The organism is Teichococcus aerophilus (genome assembly GCF_014490485.1).
In the GTDB taxonomy this organism is placed as follows: Bacteria; Pseudomonadota; Alphaproteobacteria; order Acetobacterales; family Acetobacteraceae; genus Pseudoroseomonas; species Pseudoroseomonas aerophila.
The window spans coordinates 38,248-54,404 of record NZ_JACTVA010000039.1 but is presented as its reverse complement, the minus strand read 5'-3'; the positions used below and the strand labels follow the sequence as shown (position 1 = coordinate 54,404).

Sequence of the window (16,157 nt, the reverse complement as noted above, 5' to 3'; positions counted from 1 at the left end):
GGACCCCGCCGCCGCGCCGCCCGCGCCGGCGGACCTGACCCGGCCGCCTCGCCCGGCCACGCCACCGACGCCGCTGCCCCAGTTTGCTCTTTCTCCCAGCATGCAGAACCTGCCTGCCGGCGGCTGGCGCATCGGTGGGGAAAGCGCCACGGGCAAGGTGGATACCGCCACTACCAACACCCTGGCCGAGATCGGCCGCTACCTCGCCAACCGCACCGCCGGGCGCGTCACCATCGTGGCGCAGGTCTCGGCGCCCACCGACGATCTTTCCATCGGCCGCCGTGCCTCCCTGGCCAATGCGCAGACCGTACGCCGGCTGCTGGAAGCCGGTGGCCTGCCCGGCACGCGCATCGACCTGCGCCCCCTGGGCCGCACCGCCAACGGCGTGGACATGATCGAGGTGTTGCCACCGGGCATTCCTAGCCCCAGCCTGGGCCCGCAAGCTGAACAGGCCGCCCCACGCCCATGACACGCCCCAACCACTACCTGCTGCGGATGCTGGGCTTCCTGGTGGCCGTCTTCGTGCTGGCCGCCGTGCTGTCGGGCGAGCTGATGCAGGCCTTCGGCGCCAACCCGGTGCTGAACGCGGTGATCCTGATGGTGCTGCTGCTCGGCATCGCCTGGAACATCCGCCAGGTGGTGAGCCTGAACCCCGAGGTGGCATGGCTGGAAGGCTTCCGCGAATCGCGCCCCGGCGCGCCCGCCCGCCCGGCACCGCGCCTGCTGGGCCCGATGGCGTCGATGTTCGCCACCAAACGGGGGGACCGTCTCTCCCTCTCCGCCCCCGCCATGCGCAGCGTATTGGACGGCATCGCCTCCCGCCTTGATGAGAGCCGGGAGCTGTCCCGCTACGTCACCGGCCTGTCCATCTTCCTCGGCCTGCTCGGCACCTTCTGGGGCCTGATCCTGACCATCGGCTCGGTGGCCGAGGTGATTTCCTCGATGTCCGTCGGCTCGGGCGACATCAACCAGTTGTTCAACCAGTTGAAGACCGGGCTGACCCAGCCGCTGCGCGGCATGGGCGTCGCCTTTTCCTCCTCCATGCTCGGCCTGGCCGGCGCACTGGTGCTGGGCTTCCTGGACCTGACCGCGGGGCAGGCGCAGACCCGCTTCTACAACGAGCTGGAGGAATGGCTGGCGGGCGTCACCCGCCTCTCCTCCGGCGTGCTCGGCGATGCCGGCGGCGAAGGCGGCGGTGGTTCCGTGCCCGCCTATGTGCAGGCGCTGCTGGAGCAGACGGCGGAGAACCTGGAGAACCTGCAGCGCATCATCACGCGCGGCGAGGAAGGCCGCGCGGCCTCCGCCCAGGCGCTGGTGACGCTGACCGACCGGCTCTCCATCCTGGCGGACCAGATGCGCGCCAGCCAGGTGCTGATGCAGCGCGTGGCGGAAGGGCAATCCGCCCTGGCCCCCACCCTGGCCCGGCTGGCCGACGTGCAGTCCCACGGCGCGCTGGACGACGCCTCCCGCGGCCACCTGCGCAACCTGGAACTGTACCTGGCCCGGCTGGTCGAGGACGTCTCCCAGGGCCGCGCCCAGGCGACGGCGGAGATCCGCGGCGAGATCAAGATTCTCGCCCGCACCATCGCCGCCCTGGCCGATGAAGGTCCCCGCTAAGTGGTGGGGCGCTAGGCCATGGCGCTGCGCCGGGGCGGCAACCGGGAGGGGCTGAACGCCTGGCCCGGCTATGTGGACGCGCTGTCCACCCTGCTGATGGTGCTGATCTTCGTCCTGCTGGTGTTCGTGCTGGCGCAGGGCTTCCTTTCGGTCGCCCTTTCCTCCCGCGATCAGGCGCTGGACCGGCTGAACCGGCAGGTGTCCGAGCTGGCCGACCTGCTGGCGCTGGAGCGCGGCCAGGGCGAGGAACTGCGGGGCCGCCTGGGCCGCATGACCGAGGAACTCCGCGCCGCCACCGGGGCGCGGGACAGCGCGCTGGCGCAGCTCGGCACCCTGCGGGACCAGCAGGAGCGCCAGGGGACCGAGCGCGACACGTTGCGCGCGGACCGGGACCGCCTGGCCGCACGCCTCGCGGACCTGGAAGCCTCCTCGCGCGGCGCCGCCGGGCGCATCGCCAGCCTGGAAGAGCGGCTGGCCGATGCCCTCTCCCGCGCCGAGGCGCGTGGCGGCGATGCCGCCGCCAGCGTGCGCGACCTGACCGAGACCCGCCGTGCCCTGGCCACCGAGCGTGACGCCCTGGCCACCGCCCGCCAGCAGCTGGCCGAGCAGCAGGCCCGTGCCGGCAGCGCCGAGGGCCAGCGAGACCGCGTGACCGCCGATCTGGCCACCGCCCGCGCTGAGCTGGACCGCAGCCGGCAGGCGCTGGAGGCGATGCGGCAGCAGATGGCGGCGCTGGACCGGCAGGTGACCACCGACCGCGCCACCATCGAGGCACGCCTCTCCGACATCACAAGGCTGAACGAGCAGGTGCGCGCCCTGACCGCCCTGCGCGATGAAATGGAGCGCCGGGCCCAGGCGGCGCTGGACCGCGCCGGCAGCCAGGAACAGGCCCGTACCGCCGCCGAGGTCCAGGCGCGCACTGAAGCGGAGCGCCGCGCCGCGGCCGAAGCCCAGGCCCGTGCCGAGGCCGAGGGCCGCGGCACCGCCGAGGCCGCCACTGGCGAGCAGACCCGGCTGGCCGAGAGCGCCCGCGCCCAGGTGGCGCTGCTGACCCAGCAGATCACCGCGCTGCGGGCCGAGCTCTCCCGCATTGCCGCCGTGTTGGAGGCGGAGGAGAACGCCGGCCGGGACAAGGACGCGCAGATCAGCGCCCTCGGCCAGCGGCTGAATGCCGCCCTCGCCGCCCGGGTGGAGGAACTGCAGCGCTACCGCAGCGACTTCTTCGGCCGCCTGCGCGACGTGCTGGGGGACCGGCCGGAGGTCCGCATCGTCGGCGACCGCTTCGTGTTCCAGAGCGAAGTGTTGTTCCCGGTCGGCAGCGCCGACCTCTCCGCTTCCGGCACCCAGCAATTGCGGGAGCTGTCCCGCGTGCTGCTGGATGTCAGCCGCCGCTTCCCGGCCGACCTGCCCTGGCTGCTGCGCGTCGATGGCCATGCGGATCGCAGCCCGCTGCGCGGCACCGGCCGCTATGCCAGCAACTGGGAACTCTCTTCCGCCCGCGCCATCGCGGTGGCACAGGTGCTGATCTCCGAAGGGCTGCCGGCGAACCGCGTCGGTGCTACCGCCTTCGGCGACAACCAGCCGCTGGACCCAGGTGACAGCCCCGAAGCCCTGGCGCGCAACCGCCGGATCGAGCTTCGTCTCACTGACCGATAAAGCCTGCCTGAAATTAATGCGTCCGCCGAGATAGATAGCTGTTTCGGACGTTTTCCGAATCGGAATTCCGTCTTATGCCTATGGCATGAGCGAAAAGATCGTCGTCCTCGACCCCATCACCCCCAGCACGGCCGACCGGATGCGCGCCCTGCTGCCCCCCGGCCTGACCATGGAGCATGCCACGAGCCGCGACCCGGCCGAGCTGGCGGCGCTGGTGGCGGACGCCGACTACATCATCTCCGGCCAGATCGCCGTGGATGCCAGCCTGCTGGCGGCGGCAAAGAAGGCCAAGGTCCTGCATAAATGGGGCGTCGGCGTCGATAATTTCGACCTGGAGGCCGCCAAGGCCCAGGGCATCACCGTGGCCCGCACCACCGGCAGCAACGCCGTCCCCGTCGCCGAATTCGCCGTGGGGCTGATGATCGCCCTGCTGCGCAACCTGGCCTTCGGCCATGCCACCCTGCGGGCCGACGGCTCCTGGCGCACCACCACGCTGCCGAAGGAGAGCCTGATGATCTCCGGCAAGACCGTCGGCATCATCGGCTACGGCGCCATCGGCCAGAACGTGGCCCGCATGGTGAAGGCCTTCGGCTGCAAGGTGCTCTACAACAAGACCCGCCCGCTCTCCGCTGCCGAGGAAGCCGCCCAGGGCGTCACCTTCGCCACGGTGGCCGAGATCCTGGCCCAGTCCGACATCGTCAGCCTGCATTGCCCGATGACGCCGCAGACCGCCGGCATGATCGACCGCAAGGCGCTGCAGTCGATGAAGCCCAAGGCCGTGCTGATCAACTGCGCCCGCGGCGGCGTGGTGATCGAGAGCGATCTGGTGGAAGCGCTGAAGGCCAAGGAAATCCTTGGCGCCGCGACGGATGTGTACGAGCAGGAGCCGGTGCCGGCGGACCACCCGCTGCTGAAGCTGGACAACGCCGTGGTCACCCCGCACATCGCGGCGATGGCGGCGGATAACTTCGTCAGCACCATCAACCAGATGTGGGGCAACATCCACCGCGTCGCCCAGGGCGAGAAGGTGGCGGAGAACGACTTCGTCTGCTGAGCGAAGGCTGGGGGAAGGAATTCCCCCAGACCCCCATCTTTCTGATGTGAGCTCGGGTGTGGTCGGACAGCGCCCCCAGCCCCGAGCGCCCCAGGCCTGAGCGGCGCAGGATTCGGACCGGCAACTAATAGCGCTGCCGCTCGCCGTGCTGCTCGACCCGGCGATGGCCAGCCGAAGCTGCGGGGCGCCGGAAAGCCCTCCCGTACATCTGAAACTCGCCAGCAGAAGGAATGGTCCGGGAATTCCCCCCGACCTTACACTTTCTGGCGTCCGGCCGCTGTCAGGCCCGCGCCATTCGGTAAACGCGCAAGCGATGCCCGTCCGGGTCCTGGGCGGTGAAGGTGCGGCCGAAATCCATCTCGGCGGGTTGCTGCAGAATGGGCAGGCCGCGTGCCACCCAGTCCCGATAGACGGCGTCCACATCCTCCACATGGAAGGCCAGTTCGCCGCCGCCGGCCGCCGCGCCGGGCGCCGGTACCACCGTGTGGCGGGACCACAGGCCGAGGGACACGCCGGAATCCAGCCGGAACATGGCGAAGGTCTCCTGCGCCTCCACCGGCTCGCAGCCCAGCAGCGTCGCATAGAAGGCGGCGCTGGCCAGCGGCTGGTCGACATACAGGATGAACAGGGTGGGTTGGGTCATCGCGAGGGCTCCTCTGCTGCGCGGATGCCCTGGCTTACCCACCTGCCGTGACAGTTTCCGTCAGGAGCCGATGCCGAGCTGAGCCCGCCATTCCGCCAGCAGCACGCGGCGGCGGCGCGGGTAACGGCCCTCTGAAGGCGCGGCCATGGCGATGCGGTCCAGGCGGAAATGACGGAAATCCTCCCGCGTCTCGCACCAGGCGATCATCACCTCCACCGCCGCGAAGAAGCCGATGGCGACGGGCCAGACGATGCGCGTGCTCTCCTGCCCCTTCAGGTCCGTATAGCGCAGGTGCAGGCGCTGTTCCCGCCGGATGGCCTGGCGCAACACCGCCATGTGCGCGGTGCCGTCCGGCTGCTCGGACGGCACCATCAGTCCGCTATCGGTCGCGTTCTCCCGCTCCGGCGGCAGCACGGCGATGATCTTGGCCAGCGCGTCCTCCGCCGCCCGGCAGAGCGCCGCGTCGCCACGCTGCCCCACCAGCTTCAGGCCGAGCAACAAGGCGTCCACTTCCTCCTCCCCCAGCATCAGCGGCGGCAGGAAGAAGCCGGGGCGCAGGACGTAGCCCAGCCCGGCGGCACCCTCGATCGGCGCGCCCTCCCCCACCAGGGTGGCGATGTCCCGGTAGAGGGTGCGGGTGGAGATACCGAGCTCACCCGCCAGTTCCTCGGCCGTTGCGGCGCGGCGGCGGCGGCGCAGCGTCTGCATCAGCGCCAACAGGCGGGCGGAGCGGGACATGACGCTAGATCAGCCGTGCCTCGAAGGGAGGCACAAGGTCCGGCGTCTCGAATTCCAGGACCCACAAGTCGGGGTCGCGCGACGTCTGCCGGGCGACATAGGCGTCGGCCTCCGGCTCCGGCACCGGGTCATTGCCGGTGCCGCGCAGCCAGGCGGGACGGCCCTCGGCATCCCGCGTCTGGCTGAGCACGACGCATCCCTGGCGGCCACGCAGCACGCACAGGATGCCGCCGGCATCCTCGTCGCCCTTCTTCAGCACCATGGCCATGCGCCCAGCCTGGTCCGCCATGCGGATGGCCATGCTGGCCCAGAGGCCGGCCTTCAATCTCGGTTCCATGCGGCGCAGGGAAGCGGCAGGCACGGTGCCTGTGCAACCCCCCTCTTGATGCGGCGGCCCGCAGCGGGCATCTGCGGGGGGCGCGGGCCCCCGGGACGGGCCGGCAGGGGACCAAGGACCGATGGCGAAGACGACCGAGACCACCGCCCCGCGGATGAGCGAGGGCCAGCGTAGCTACGAAGCCAAGCGCGCCGCCAAGGCGGGCAAGACCCTGGAACAGTGGCTGAAGCTGAAGGGGCAGGAGCGCGAGGCCCTGTTGGCCGCCGCCGCCGCCAGGACGGCCCCGCAGCCTGCCAAGAAGCCCGGCTTCTTTGCCCGGCTGATGGAAAAGGCCACCAAGCCGCTCTGACCCGCGGCCAGCCGGCCTGGATGACCCCGGGCGGCCAAGGGCTGATCGGCCTGGGGCGGCCCTGAGACCGAGCCCGCCGCATCTGCATGCGGCGGGCTCGGCCGAGAGCGTGATCCGCTCACGCTCACCGCCTTTGCCGACTGCGCGTTTCACGCCTTCCGGCGGTGCCACCTCAAGCCATCACGCTCTATAGCATCCGCTGCAGCTGGCCATCGCGGCGGATGGCGCCGTGCCAGACCAGCGCCGCACCGGCATGCGCCAGCACCAGCAGGCCGAGCCCCAGCGCCATCCAGCCATGCAGTTCCGTCAACGCCGGTGCCCAGGCTTCGTCCCGCCCCAATGGGCTGGGCACCGGCACCAGGCCGAAGATGCGCAGCGGGAAGCCCCAGGCATTGGTGGCCAGGAAGCCAACGATCGGCATGGTCAGCAGCAGCCCATACAGGCCCGCATGCACTGCCCCCGCCACCGCGTTCAGCACGGCCGGCTGCGGCGGTGCGGGCGGCGGCGGGTTCCCCCAGCGCCAGAACAGCCGGAACAGCGTCAGCGGCCACAGGAGCAGGCCGATGCTTTCATGGATGTTGTACAGGCGCAGCTTCAGCGCCTCGTCCTCTGGCGCCGCCCAGCCCAGCCAAAGCCCCAGCGTGCCGACAACCAGCAAGGCCGCCACCGTCAGCCAATGCAGGGTACGCGCGGTGCGGGTGTAGCGCATGAAGGGCTTCTCCTTCCCTGGGGGCTGCAGGGTGACAGGTGGAGGAAGGCCGGGGAAAGAATTCCCCGGGGCCCTTCTTTTCTTTCTTCGAGTTTCGGATGGAACTGTTGATGGGTCGGAGCCGAGAGACGGCTGGGCACGCCTGAGATCCTGGACCTCCGGCGGCTGACCGTTCAGCCCGCGTGGCTCATCTTTGAATCATCAAGCAGCGCCCGCCCCCAGTCCTGAAGCACGACGCGAAACTCGCAGAAAAGAAGGGGTCTGGGGAATTCCTTCCCCAGCCTTCCTCTTCCCCTCAGGCAGCCTCGTAGAGCCCCGCCCCCTTCGCCTGCATCGTCGCCAGGGCCACGGCGAGGTCGAGGGTCGGCGTCTCCACTTCCGCCATGCGCGCCAGTTCCAGCGGGGCGCGGAACATGGCGGCCACTTCCATCGGCCGACCCAGCTCCAGGTCCTGCAGGATGGAGGCCTTGTGGCCGGACGAGGAGATCGCGGCGACACGCTTTTCCGCATCCAGGTCCACCGGCTGGCCCAGGGCCTCGGCGATGGCGATCACCTCCTTCATGCCGCGCACCATGGCTGTCCGCACCACCGGATCGTGCGTCGCGGCGCCGGAGCCCATGCGGGCGAGGATGGCGAAGGGCCCGAAGGCCAGGTTGCTGGCCAGCTTGGTCCAGACGTCCCGGCGGATGTCCTGCGACACCTCGCCGCTCATGCCGCCCTTGGTCAGGTAGGCGGCGATGGCTTCGGCACGCGGGCTGGCGCTGTTATCCAGCTCGCCCAGGATGACGCGGTTGACCTGGTTCTCCACGTGGATGTGGCCGGGCTCGGTCACGGTGCAGGCGGAATAGACCACGCCGCCCAGCGTCCGTTCCGGCCCCACGGCTTTACGGATGGCCTCGCCGGGGTCGATCTCGGGCAGGCGGCGGCCTTCCAGCGGGCCGCCATGGCGGTCGAAATACCACCAGGGGATGCCGTTCATCACGAAGGCCACGGTGGTATCCGGGCCCAGCAGCGGGCCGATCGCCTGCGCCACGCCCGGCAGGGCCGGCGCCTTGACCGTGACGATGACGGCATCCTGCACGCCCAGCTCGGCCGGGCTGCCGACGCGCGGGCGGGCGGTGTGCACGCCATCCTTGGCGCTGACGGTCAGGCCATGGGCGGCAATCGCGTCACGCTGCGCGCCGCGCGCGACGACGGAGGTCTCCGCCCCGCCCAGCGCCAGGCGCGTGGCGACATGGCCGCCGATGGCGCCGGCGCCGAAAACACAGATCTTCATAGGCTGTCCCTGACTTTACTTCAGCAAATCGAGCGCGATACGGGACAGCGCTTCCACCCCAAGCGGAATGCAGCCTTCATCGGGCTGATAATTGGCGTTGTGCAGGGCATCATGCCGTCCCGGCGCGCCGGAGCCAATCCCCAGCTGCATCGCCGGCACGCGGGTGGCGAAGGCGGAGAAATCCTCGGACCCCATGCTGGGCTCGCCCTCGATCAGGATGTCGCCGAACTGGTCGGTCAGCGCGGCGATGGCGGGGTTCAGCACGCGGTCGTCGTTCACCAGCGGTGGCACCTTGCGCTGGTAGTCCATGATCGCCTCGATCCGCATGCCGAGGGCGATGCCGTCCGCCAGCCGCCGCAGCGCTGCCTCGGCCGTGTCCCGCGCCGCCGGGTGCAGGGTACGGACCGAGCCCTTCAGGTGCACCCGCTCAGGGATGATGTTGTAGGTGGTGCCGCCGATGGACTGGCCGATGGTGACGACGGCCGGGTGCAGCGGCCGCAGCTCCCGCGACACGACGGTCTGTGCCTGGGTGACGAAATGCGCCGCCGCCACGATCGGGTCCACCGCCGCGTAAGGGTGGGCGGCGTGGCCGGACTTGCCGCGGATGATCAGGTCGAACCGGTCCGCCGCCGCCAGGCAGGCGCCACGGACATAGGCGAAGCTGCCGACCGGCTGATGCGGGTGGTTGTGGAAGCCCAGCGCCAGGTCCACGCCGTCCATGACGCCGTCCTTGATCATGGCCTCGGCGCCTTCCAGCGTCTCCTCCGCCGGCTGGAACACCAGCGCGATGCGGCCGGCCAGCCGGGGCGCCAGGTCCTTCAGCACGGCGGCGACGCCGAGCAGGGTGACGGTGTGGATGTCGTGCCCGCAGGCGTGCATTTTGCCGTCCACCTGGCTGGCAAAGGCCAGGCCGGTCTCCTCATGGATCGGCAGCGCGTCCATGTCAGCACGGATGGCCAGGTTGGGTCCGGGCCGCCCGCCCTCGATGAACCCGACCACGCCGGTGCCGCCGACGCCGGTGCGGTGCGGGATGCCGAGCCGTGCCAACTCTGCCGCCACGATGCCGCTGGTGCGGACTTCCTCGAATGCCAATTCCGGATGGGCGTGAATGTCGCGGCGGATCTCGATCAGGCCGGGCGCCAGGGCGCGGGCGGCGTCTTGCAAATGGCGGTTGGTGTCGTTGATCCGGGTTGTATCGGGCATTTTAGCAACATCCTGTACTGGACTTAATGTGGTGAACCAAGAAACAGCAATTTTCTTGCGTGAACCGGCTTATGAAGGTCTCGTTATCGTGAGCTAGCTTATTGCCGTTTCCGGTGCCGATGACATAGGTTGCCTAACTTTTGTGATTCGGAGGAGATGGAAGCGCCAGCCAAACTGGCGTGCATGCGACCAGGGCTTCTAAGTGACCGACGGTCTGACCGGCGGTTGGGGGTGCTGGGACATGCGATGATCGTCTGGTGCCCGGATCTGGCCGTTCGGGAACCGCTGGGGCGATGCTATCCGACATCGTACAAGGACTACGAGTGACGTGCGTGGGGCGTGCCGGTGGCACGCGGAGGTTCAAGAAAGGATTGGCATGAAAATCAACGCGAAAGACCTTGCCTCTGGCATCTTTCTACTGGTGCTGGCGGCGGTGGGCCTTTGGCTCAACACGGACCATACGCTCGGCAGCGCGCGCCGCATGGGGCCGGGCTACATGCCGATGCTGGTGTTCGGGCTGGAGTTCTGCTTCGGCCTGATCGTGCTCGGGATCGCGTTCTTCAGCGGTCCTGATTCACTGGAGAAGTGGACCAAGCTGGACTTCGTGACGCTGGCCATCGCCATCGCCGTCACGCTCGTGGCCTACCCGCTGCTGGCGGCGGTGCCGGGGCTGGAGAGCAACTGGTACGCCCTCGGTATCTCCAGCACGATCGGCCTGTTCATCCTGGCCGTCAGCCCTGGCTGGCGCGTGCTGGCGCTGGTGCTGGCCGGCATGAACATCTTCGGCGTGCTGCTGGATGCGGGCGGTCTGTTCCTCGCCATCGCCGCGATGGTCGTCGTCGCGGCGTTCGCGGACAAGGATCACCGTCCCCTGGGCGTCGCGGGCTGCGTCGTCTTCCTGATCGCGCTCTGCTGGTGGGTGTTCATCTACGAGCTCGATATCCGCGTGAACATCTGGCCGACCTTCTGAGCGGGTAAGTAGGAACGACCATGGAACTTCTCCTCTCCAATCTCGCGCACGGCTTCGGCGTCGCGATGAGCTTCGACAACCTGCTCTTCGCCCTGCTGGGCGCGCTGATCGGCACCGCCATCGGCGTGCTGCCGGGCATCGGGCCGGTTGCCACCATTTCACTGCTGCTGCCCATCACCTTCGGCCAGCCCGCGACCACCGCCATCATCATGCTCGCCGGCATCTACTACGGCGCGCAGTATGGTGGCTCCACCACTGCCATCCTTCTGAACCTACCCGGCGAAGTGTCATCGGTTGTGACCACGCTGGAGGGCTACAAGATGGCCCGCAACGGCCGGGCCGGTGCCGCGCTGACCATCGCGGCCGTCGGCTCGTTCTTCGCGGGTTCCGTCGCTACCCTGCTGGTCGCGGCCTCGGGCCCGCTGCTGACGCAGGTGGCGCTGTCCTTCGGGCCAGCGGATTACTTCTCGCTCATGTTGCTGGGCCTCATCATCTCCGCCGTGCTCGCGCAGGGCTCGGTGGTGAAGTCCATCGCGATGGTGACGCTGGGCGTGGCCCTCGGCCTGGTGGGCACGGACGTGCAGACCGGCCAGCAGCGCTTTACCTTCGGTGTGCCGGAGCTCTCTGACGGCCTGAACTTCGCCGCCATGGCGATGGGTGTCTTCGGCATCGCCGAGATCATCCTGAACCTGGAAAAGCCGGAAGTCCGCAGCGTGCTGACCGCCAAGGTCGGCAGCCTAATGCTGACCCGGGAGGAGTGGAAGCGCGCCACCCCGTCCGTGCTGCGCGGCACCATCATCGGCTCCGCGCTCGGCATCCTGCCGGGCGGCGGTGCGTCCCTCGCCTCCTTCGGCTCCTATATGATGGAGCGGAAGATGTCGAAGGGCCGGCATGAGTTCGGCAACGGCGCCATCGAAGGCGTGGCCGGTCCCGAGGCCGCGAACAACGCGGCGGCGCAGACCAGCTTCATCCCGCTGCTGACGCTCGGCATCCCCTCCAACGCCGTCATGGCGCTGATGGTGGGCGCGCTGATCATTCAGGGCATCCAGCCTGGCCCGCGCATGGTGGAAAGCCAGCCGGACCTGTTCTGGGGCCTGATCTGCTCCATGTGGATCGGCAACCTGATGCTGCTCGTCATCAACCTGCCGATGATCGGCATGTGGGTGAAGTTGCTGCAGGTTCCCTACAAGTACATGTACCCGGCGATCCTCACCTTCTGTGCGATCGGCGTGTATTCCATCAACAACAACGTGTTCGACGTGTACTCCACGGTGTTCTTTGGCATCCTGGGCTACGTGTTCAACAAGTTGAAGATGGAGCCGGCGCCGCTTCTGGTCGGCTTCGTGCTTGGCCCGATGATGGAAGAGCATCTGCGCCGCGCCATGCTGCTCTCCCGCGGTGATCCGTACATCTTCATCGACTTCGCGAACCGGCCGATCAGCGCCACGCTGCTCGTCATCTGCGCCCTGACGCTTGGCCTGATGCTGTCGCCGGCCCTGCGGAAGAAGAAGGAGGCGGCGATGGCCGAGTAACCCACTCGGCATCGACGTCGCTACAAGCCGCCCCGGTGTCACACCGGGGCGGCTTTTCTTTGCGCATCCCGCAGCTTATGGTCAGGCCAGAGAACCAACAGGGTCCGAAAAGCAGCATGGTCGAAGCCAGTTCCCAGCAGATTGTTCCGGTCGTTCTCTGCGGGGGCACCGGTAGCCGGCTTTGGCCCCTGTCCCGGGAAGGCTATCCGAAGCAGTTCTGGCCGCTCGTTTCCGGCCACACCATGTTGCAGGACACGGTGGCGCGCGCCACCGGCAGCGGCTTCGCCGCGCCGATCATCGTCTGCAACCAGGCCCACCGCTTCATGGTGGCCGAGCAGCTGCAGTCGGCCGAGATCGTGAACCCGACCATCGTGCTGGAGCCGGTGGCCCGCAACAGCGCCCCCGCGATCGCCGCGGCCGCCCTGCTGGCGCATGAGCAGGACCCGAGCGCGGTGCTGTGGCTGATGGCCGCCGATGCCGCCATCGCGGATGACGCCGCGCTTTCCGCCGCCCTGGCCCGCGCCACCGCCGCCGCCCGCGCCGGCCGCATCGCCGCCTTCGGCATGCAGCCCACCGCGCCCGAGACCGGCTACGGCTATATCGAGACCGGCGCGCCGCTGGATGGACTGGAAGGCGTCTCCGCCATCGCCCGCTTCGTCGAGAAGCCGGACGCCGCGACGGCCGAGGGCTTCCTGGCCGGTGGCCGGCACCTGTGGAATTCCGGCATGTTCGTGGCCACCGCGGCGACGCTGGTGGCGGAGCTGGAGCGCCTGGCGCCGGAGCTGCTGGTGGCCGTCCGCGCCGCCGTGGCGAACTCGACCCGGGACCTCGACTTCGTCCGGCTGGACGTCGCCGCCTTCTCCTCCGCCCCAGACATCTCCATCGACTACGCCGTGATGGAGAAGACCGACCGCGCCGCCGTGGTGCCGGCCTCTATTGGCTGGTCCGATGTCGGGTCCTGGAGCGCGCTGTGGGAAATCGCCCCGCATGACGCCGCCGGCAACGCGACCTATGGCCCGGTGGAGTTGCTGGACAGCAAGAACAGCTACGTCCGCAGCGAAGGCATTCTGACCGCCGTGGTCGGGCTGGAGGACGTGGTCGTCGTCGTCACCGACGATGCCGTGCTCGCCATGCACCGGGACCGCGCGCAGGACGTGAAGACCCTGCTGAGCCAGCTGAAGAAGGCGAAGTACAAGGAAGCGACCGAGCACCGCCGGAACTACCGCCCCTGGGGCCACTATGAGGGCCTGATCCAGGGCGACCGCTTCCAGGTCAAGAAGATCCAGGTGAAGCCGGGGCAGAAGCTCTCCCTGCAGAAGCACTTCCACCGGGCCGAGCACTGGGTGGTGGTGAACGGCACCGCCATCGTCGAGCGCGATGCCGAGCGCATCCTGCTGCGGGAGAACGAGTCCGTGTACCTGCCGCTGGGCTGCGTCCACCGGATGGAGAACCCCGGCATGATCCCGCTGACGCTGATCGAGGTGCAGTCGGGCTCCTACCTGGGCGAGGACGACATCGTCCGCTTCGAGGACACCTACGGCCGCACCTGATGCCGCATGACGCCACCGGCCAGGCCCCGTGGCCTGGCCGGGAACGTGGGCAAGCCAAAGCACGGCTATCGCGGTTGTGACGCCGCGCGGCCCCGCGGCCCCTGTTTCCCGCCCCGTCCGCCGTTTATTCGGCAGGGGCAGGACACGGGAGACCTCCATGCACCGTCATCTCCGCATCGCCGCGCTGGGCCTCGCGCTCATGGGCGCCACGGCCGCCGTGCAGGCCGATGAGATCACCGAGGGGCTGGAACGGGCGCGCCAGCTCTATGAGAAGGGCGACCTCGGTGGTGCCGTCACCGAGACGAACTTTGCCCTGAACGCGCTGTTCCAGAAGCGCGCCGCCATCTACGCCGCGCTGTTCCCGGCCGCGCCGGCCGGCTGGACGCTGGAGCCTGCGGATACCGTTAACAGCGGCGGCGGGGCCGTCGCGGCGCAGATCCTGGGCGGTGGCGTGCTGGTGGAGCGCAACTACACGCGGGACGGCGGCGAGGGCAGCATTGAGGCCAGCGTGTTCATCGACAACCCGATGATCCAGGCCTTCAGCAGCATGGTGAACAACCCGGCCATGCTGGGCAGCGGCGCCCGCCGCGTCCGCATCGGCAACGACAACGCGGTTCTGCAGCGGGAACAGGGCAGCGACGATGCGGAGCTGACGCTGGTGCGGGGCAACGTCGCCATCAAGCTGAGCGGCAACGGGCTGCCGAACACTGATATCCTCGTCGACCTGATGAAGCGCTTCGACATCGGCAAGCTGCAGAACCCGCCGGCCCGCTGACGGCGAGCATCGGCCGGCGCGGCGCCCCGCCTCATCGGTGAAAGCGCTGCGGTCAGGCCGAGTGGGTGTAGAAGGTCGTACCCTCCTGCAAGGGAAGGTTGGCGGCGCAGCGCCCCGTCAACTCACCCGTGCCCCATCGCCATCGTCCATACCGCGGCCGGGCTGTGCCCGTCTTGCCGCAGCGCCGCCAGGGTGGGCGCGTTGTGGCGCTTGGACAGCCGCTTGCCATCGGCGCCCAGCAGCAATGGGTGGTGGCGGTAGCGGGGTTCCGGCCAACCGAGCAGCACCTGGAGCAGCCGGTGCAGATCGGTCGCCGGCAGCAGATCCTCCGCCCGCGTCACCAGCGTCACGCCTTGCAGCGCGTCGTCGTGGGTAACGCAGAGGTGGTAGGAGGCCGGCGTATCCTTCCGCGCCAGCACGACATCGCCAAAGCGGGCGGGGTCGCATCGCAGGCGGCCCCTGCCCTGCTCCTCGAAGGATAGCGGTGCCGCCAGCCGGGCCAGGGCGGCCGCCATGTCCAGACGCAGCGCGTAGGGCTCGCCGGCGGCGATGCGGGCGGCGCGCGCCTCGGCGGACAGGCGGTGGCACGTGCCGGGATAGAGCAGGCCATCCGGCCCATGCGGGGCATGGCCGATGGCGGCGACCTCCCGCGCGATGTCCGCCCGGGTGCAAAAGCACGGGTATAGCAGCCCCATGCCGGACAGCCTCTTCAGCACCGCTCCGTATTCCGGCAGGTGGCGGGACTGGATGCGCGGCGGCGCGTTCCAGTCCAGGCCCAGCCAGGCGAGGTCGTGCAAGATGGCGTCGGTGTATTCCGGGCGGCAGCGCACCGGATCGATATCCTCGATGCGCAGCAGGAAGCGGCCGCCGGCCTCGCGGGCGGCCTGCCAGCCCAGCAGGGCGGAGTGCGCGTGGCCCAGATGCAGCCGCCCGGTGGGGCTGGGGGCGAAGCGCGTGACGGTGGTTGCGGCCATGCCCGATCGCGCGTAGCGGAGAGGCCCGCATCACAGCAAGAGGGGCAGCGCCCGATGGCCGCATTGGATGGACCGCGTTGGGGGCCGAAGAGCGGCGGCAAGCCGAAGCTGATCGTCTTCCTGCTGCATGGCCTGGGCGCCGATGGCAACGACCTGATCGACCTGGCGCCCTACTGGGCCAGCGCGGTGCCGGATGCACTGTTCATCGCCCCGCACGCGCCGCAGCCGCATGATGGTGCCCCCTATGGCCGCCAGTGGTTCAGCCTGTCGGACCGCACGCCGGTCAACCGCCTGGCGGGGGTGCGGCTGGCGCAGCCGGTGCTCGATGGCGCCATCACCGCCGAATGCGCCGCCGCCAACCTGCCGGAATCGGCGGTGGTGCTGATGGGCTTCAGCCAGGGGGCGATGACCGCGCTCTATACCGGCCTGCGCCGGGCGGTGGAGCCGGCGGGCATCCTCGCCTTCTCCGGCATGCTGATCGGCGCCGACACGCTGGCCGCCGAGATCGCCGGCCGCCCGCCCGTGCTGCTGGTGCATGGCGAGGCGGACGAAGTGGTACCCGCCGAAGCCAGCCACCAAGCCGAATCGGCCCTGGCGGCGGCGAACGTGCCGGTGGAGTCGGTGTATTCCCCCCATCTCGGCCATGGCATCGACGATGCCGGGCTCACCGCCGGCGCGCTGTTCCTGCAACGGGTGGCGGCGCCGTTCGTGGCGGCGTGACAGCCATGTGAAACAGGCGAGGCCCGATATTGCACGGGCCCCGGCTTCCTGCCA

At 69.4% G+C, this 16,157-nt stretch carries 17 protein-coding genes; 10 read left to right on the top strand and 7 right to left on the bottom strand.

The features are described from left to right. The 4 genes from IBL26_RS18430 to IBL26_RS18415 form a co-directional block, all read left to right on the top strand. Positions 1-469 (top strand): hypothetical protein (locus IBL26_RS18430; RefSeq protein ID WP_206684261.1); only part of this gene is annotated, 469 nt, incomplete at its 5' end. Further along, on the top strand, positions 466-1,617 hold the full coding sequence (locus IBL26_RS18425) for a DNA repair protein RecN (protein ID WP_187785978.1): 1,152 nt from the start codon (positions 466-468) through the stop codon (positions 1,615-1,617). The genes IBL26_RS18430 and IBL26_RS18425, both read left to right, overlap by 4 nt. 18 nt (positions 1,618-1,635) lie before the next feature. Next, positions 1,636-3,273: a peptidoglycan -binding protein gene (locus IBL26_RS18420; RefSeq protein ID WP_187785977.1), complete on the top strand. Its 1,638-nt coding sequence runs from the start codon at positions 1,636-1,638 to the stop codon at positions 3,271-3,273. An 85-nt stretch (positions 3,274-3,358) separates the two neighbouring features. Beyond that, positions 3,359-4,327, top strand: a complete 969-nt coding sequence (locus tag IBL26_RS18415) for a 2-hydroxyacid dehydrogenase (protein WP_187785976.1) — start codon at positions 3,359-3,361, stop codon at positions 4,325-4,327. A 280-nt stretch (positions 4,328-4,607) separates the two neighbouring features. On the opposite strand, the gene IBL26_RS18410 is transcribed toward IBL26_RS18415, so the two are convergent. The 3 genes from IBL26_RS18410 to IBL26_RS18400 are packed head-to-tail and all read right to left on the bottom strand — an operon-like array spanning position 4,608 to position 6,045. Further along, entirely contained in the window at positions 4,608-4,970 is a 363-nt protein-coding gene (locus IBL26_RS18410) for a VOC family protein (RefSeq protein ID WP_187785975.1), read from the bottom strand. 60 nt (positions 4,971-5,030) lie between these two features. Then, positions 5,031-5,708, bottom strand: a complete 678-nt coding sequence (locus IBL26_RS18405) for a helix-turn-helix transcriptional regulator (RefSeq protein WP_187785974.1) — start codon at positions 5,706-5,708, stop codon at positions 5,031-5,033. A gap of 4 nt (positions 5,709-5,712) precedes the next feature. Next, complete coding sequence (locus IBL26_RS18400; RefSeq protein ID WP_187785984.1) at positions 5,713-6,045, bottom strand: DUF1491 family protein; 333 nt, start codon at positions 6,043-6,045, stop codon at positions 5,713-5,715. A 121-nt stretch (positions 6,046-6,166) separates the two neighbouring features. On the opposite strand from IBL26_RS18400, the gene IBL26_RS18395 reads away from it, so the two are divergent. Continuing rightward, positions 6,167-6,394 carry a hypothetical protein gene (locus tag IBL26_RS18395; protein ID WP_187785973.1) on the top strand — a complete coding sequence of 76 codons (228 nt, stop codon included), beginning with the start codon at positions 6,167-6,169 and terminating at the stop codon, positions 6,392-6,394. Between the two features lie 187 nt (positions 6,395-6,581). Here IBL26_RS18395 and IBL26_RS18390 read toward each other — a convergent pair whose 3' ends face one another. The 3 genes from IBL26_RS18390 to IBL26_RS18380 all read right to left on the bottom strand — a co-directional run bounded on the left by IBL26_RS18390 (position 6,582) and on the right by IBL26_RS18380 (position 9,582). Next, complete coding sequence (locus IBL26_RS18390; RefSeq protein WP_187785972.1) at positions 6,582-7,103, bottom strand: cytochrome b; 522 nt, start codon at positions 7,101-7,103, stop codon at positions 6,582-6,584. A gap of 295 nt (positions 7,104-7,398) precedes the next feature. Then, positions 7,399-8,379, bottom strand: a complete 981-nt coding sequence (locus tag IBL26_RS18385; RefSeq protein ID WP_187785971.1) for a ketopantoate reductase family protein — start codon at positions 8,377-8,379, stop codon at positions 7,399-7,401. A 15-nt stretch (positions 8,380-8,394) separates the two neighbouring features. Further along, a complete protein-coding gene (locus IBL26_RS18380) occupies positions 8,395-9,582 on the bottom strand; it encodes a M20 metallopeptidase family protein (RefSeq protein WP_187785970.1) in 1,188 nt (395 codons plus the stop codon). A gap of 376 nt (positions 9,583-9,958) precedes the next feature. Between IBL26_RS18380 and IBL26_RS18375 the strand changes: the two genes are divergently transcribed. The 4 genes from IBL26_RS18375 to IBL26_RS18360 all read left to right on the top strand — a co-directional run bounded on the left by IBL26_RS18375 (position 9,959) and on the right by IBL26_RS18360 (position 14,409). Next, positions 9,959-10,552, top strand: coding sequence for a hypothetical protein (locus tag IBL26_RS18375; protein WP_187785969.1), 594 nt, complete (start codon positions 9,959-9,961; stop codon positions 10,550-10,552). A 20-nt stretch (positions 10,553-10,572) separates the two neighbouring features. Continuing rightward, the gene (locus IBL26_RS18370) at positions 10,573-12,084 is read left to right on the top strand and encodes a tripartite tricarboxylate transporter permease (RefSeq protein WP_187785968.1); all 1,512 of its coding nucleotides are present in this window, start codon (positions 10,573-10,575) and stop codon (positions 12,082-12,084) included. 116 nt (positions 12,085-12,200) lie between these two features. Next, entirely contained in the window at positions 12,201-13,634 is a 1,434-nt protein-coding gene (locus tag IBL26_RS18365) for a mannose-1-phosphate guanylyltransferase/mannose-6-phosphate isomerase (RefSeq protein ID WP_187785967.1), read from the top strand. A gap of 157 nt (positions 13,635-13,791) precedes the next feature. Continuing rightward, positions 13,792-14,409 (top strand): hypothetical protein, encoded by a 618-nt coding sequence (locus IBL26_RS18360; RefSeq protein ID WP_187785966.1) that lies wholly within the window; start codon positions 13,792-13,794, stop codon positions 14,407-14,409. A 122-nt stretch (positions 14,410-14,531) separates the two neighbouring features. Here IBL26_RS18360 and gluQRS read toward each other — a convergent pair whose 3' ends face one another. Continuing rightward, on the bottom strand, positions 14,532-15,383 hold the full coding sequence (gene gluQRS / locus IBL26_RS18355) for a tRNA glutamyl-Q(34) synthetase GluQRS (RefSeq protein WP_187785965.1): 852 nt from the start codon (positions 15,381-15,383) through the stop codon (positions 14,532-14,534). Between the two features lie 54 nt (positions 15,384-15,437). Here gluQRS and IBL26_RS18350 point away from each other — a divergent pair, with 54 nt between their 5' ends. Next, positions 15,438-16,103, top strand: a complete 666-nt coding sequence (locus IBL26_RS18350; RefSeq protein ID WP_187785964.1) for an alpha/beta hydrolase — start codon at positions 15,438-15,440, stop codon at positions 16,101-16,103. Positions 16,104-16,157 lie beyond the last annotated feature (54 nt).